This window comes from Nitrospiraceae bacterium, from assembly GCA_020632595.1.
Classification (GTDB): Bacteria; Nitrospirota; Nitrospiria; order Nitrospirales; family UBA8639; genus Nitrospira_E.
On record JACKFF010000047.1, the window covers coordinates 1 to 2,683 of the forward strand.

A 2,683-nucleotide genomic window follows, 5' to 3' on the forward strand; every position below is an offset into this window, starting at 1 on the left:
AAAAAGAATTTGCCGTTGAGCGTGCCGACCCAGGTATCTACGTTAAGGGCGACGGCATTTGTGAGTGAAAACGCATTGACCCGTTCGCCCATTCCTTCGATGGCAATGTTAGGGGTCAATCGGTACCCCAAGCGAAAATTAAAACCGAATTCATTATCGACTTCCACCGATGTGTCAAAATCTTCAATGCCATACAATCCGCCACCACCCAGATAGAATCCTGGCCAGCTATAATCTCCGGCATCCTCGGCCAACACGGTAGAGCCTAACGCGAGTACCGCAAATGCGATAAGCCCCAGCTTTAGATAAAGTATGAAAGTTGAACCTTTCTTTAAATCTATTAATCAATATGCCGGATGGCGCATGATCTACGCCTTCAATGGAGAAAGGGACTATTTAAATTTTATAGCTGTCCCTTTAACCGTTGTGCAGGTAAAAGAAAAGACATTATAAATGGGAATAAAACCATACAAGCTACTTTCCGCTGTAACATTAAGCAAGGCATCTCCTCCTGTTTTCTCCAACGCTATGTTTACCGCTTTTTCAAAGTCGGAGTTTCCCCATGGAATGATGGCGAGGAGAAAATACCGGCAAGCTTTTCCTTCTGTTGGGCCAAGTTCTTCATACCCTTGACTATTTTTTAGAAGGGAAGAAGGGTCCGCCGAACTTTTGGTCACGATTCCCAAGCGTCCCGCAGTACTACACCCGGCGAAAAAAATAAAAGCTAGGAAGATTAACACCCCATTTCGCATTTCTGACCTCCTTGTTTGTAATAACCCCTCATTTTCCAGCGAAAAGATACCTTGTGCTTTCCGAATATCTTAGCAAGGACCTTGTGTGAGGAAACTGTCCTGGGACAGGCCTCTTATTAGGAGAATTACTCATGGTGAGGCTGCATGTCCCTTGGTTACCTAGAGAGATGGGTGAGAAAGTTTTTATCGTGGGAAAGAGGTTTTGTGCAGGGGTTTTTTATGGGAAAATCCTGTGGGATATCAGGTTATACGTGCCTGCTCAGGAGATATTTGCCTGAAGCATTTAATGGGGTGTTGACTTTGGGGGGGAAAGTAAGAAGGGAGCTATAGTTTTGAGGCTGATCCGGGAGGAGACGCCAAGCTTTTGATATAGATTTAAGAGATGGAATTTGACGGTTCTGGGTGAAATTCTCAGATTGGTGGAAATGGCCTCATTCGACAGTCCTTGGCCTACCGCCCGTAATATTTGTTGTTCCCGGTAGGTCAGGGGATGTCGCAGGCGAGGCAAGTGAGTGGGAGCTGGGGTGGAGGGTAAAGGATCTGAGGGGGCAAGGGTGAGGTGTGGGAAATCATTGACTAAGCCGAGGACATGGTTAGTCAACGGGAAAAATCTAATTATTGTTTGGAAAGTTCGTTGGCCTTTTTGATGAAAGACGAGGGACAGAAATCCAGGTGCCTGTGTGAAGATGGTGTGTCGAATTTTGCTTAAAATGGCTTGAGCCGTATCACTAGGCAATATGTCAGCAACCATTGCCCCCTTTAGTCGTGCGGGACCGAAGAAATGGCCATAGATAGGATTGGGAAACGAGAAGTCCACATACCGGCCGTATTCATCCCAGAGGAAGACTTTATGGGGTGGAATGTCCCGGATCATATCCCAATTGAGAGCAGCATCTGCACCAGCGTCTTCCTTGGGGATTTGTGTGACTGACTGGCTGGATGCCAAAGGGACAGCTCCAGGCCTATTGAGATCTGGTAGGAGTGGTAAGGGATTGGCGGAAAGCGCTGGAGGCATCTATGGATAAACCTTATTCGTTCACGATGTTTTTCTTCTCAAGGTAAGAAAGGTTTCCAAGGGAAAGGTTAGCGGTTATACCTAAGAGAGGGCGTCGTTGGGGATAATCTGTTTGGAGGGTGTACAAAGTATGAAAAGCCTCTCAAGAAGCACGAATAATGTCAATACGCCGGTTGGAGGAGAAGGGGAAGGTTTGCCAAAGTTGGGGCAAAGATTTTCTTTTCCGTCACCCGGCTTTCCTGAGGTGCCATCGAAGTGGGCGGTATGATTGTTAGAGGAGAGAGTCCTTGGTGTCAGATCTATGCCTCAAAGACAGGGGCCAAGGTATCCTGATGGGGGCTTCGTGATGGTACAGTAGAGGAGTGGGGCACCCTGAAGCTTCATCACCAACAATTCAGAATCGAAGTCCTGATGTAGTAGTTGCATTTTTTGGCTTGGTGCCTTATCCGAGCGGGAGTAGATGGATGTTTGAACGGAGGGTAATCTTATCGCCACATTAAGGGTTCACGGAATCATGATCGAATGTGTTCGGGGGAATATTGCGAATCAGCCTGATATGGAGGCCATCGTGAATGCCGCCAATGCGCAGTTGCGGAGTGGCGGCGGGGTGGCTGGGGCAATTCACCGCGCGGCAGGGCCTGGGTTGGAAGAAGAAGGCCGGGCACTGGCTCCTATCCGTCCTGGCCAAGCAGTCATCACGGGGGCACATGGTCTGCCTAACCGTTTTGTCATCCACTGTCTCGGGCCCATCTTCGGCCAGGACAAACCGGAGGCTGACCTGCTGGCCTCCTGTTATCGCCATGCCCTTCAGTTAGCCGATCGGCATCAAATTCGATCTATTGCCTTCCCGGCTATTTCGACGGGCATCTTTGGGTATCCGTTGGAGGGCGCCACTCGCGTGGCCTTGACGGCCATT

Annotated in this window: 4 protein-coding genes; 1 reads left to right on the forward strand and 3 read right to left on the reverse strand. The window is 48.9% G+C overall.

Features of this window, described 5'->3' with window-relative positions; genetic code table 11:
• The 3 genes from H6750_21675 to H6750_21685 all read right to left on the reverse strand — a co-directional run.
• Nucleotides 1-257: hypothetical protein (locus H6750_21675; protein MCB9776919.1), on the reverse strand; the 257-nt coding region annotated here is incomplete at its 3' end.
• A 135-nt stretch (nucleotides 258-392) separates the two neighbouring features.
• Nucleotides 393-752 (reverse strand): hypothetical protein, encoded by a 360-nt coding sequence (locus tag H6750_21680; GenBank protein MCB9776920.1) that lies wholly within the window; start codon nucleotides 750-752, stop codon nucleotides 393-395.
• 283 nt (nucleotides 753-1,035) lie between these two features.
• A complete protein-coding gene (locus H6750_21685; protein MCB9776921.1) occupies nucleotides 1,036-1,626 on the reverse strand; it encodes a helix-turn-helix transcriptional regulator in 591 nt (196 codons plus the stop codon).
• A gap of 655 nt (nucleotides 1,627-2,281) precedes the next feature.
• On the opposite strand from H6750_21685, the gene H6750_21690 reads away from it, so the two are divergent.
• The coding region (locus H6750_21690) for a macro domain-containing protein (GenBank protein ID MCB9776922.1) at nucleotides 2,282-2,683 on the forward strand (402 nt) is incomplete at its 3' end.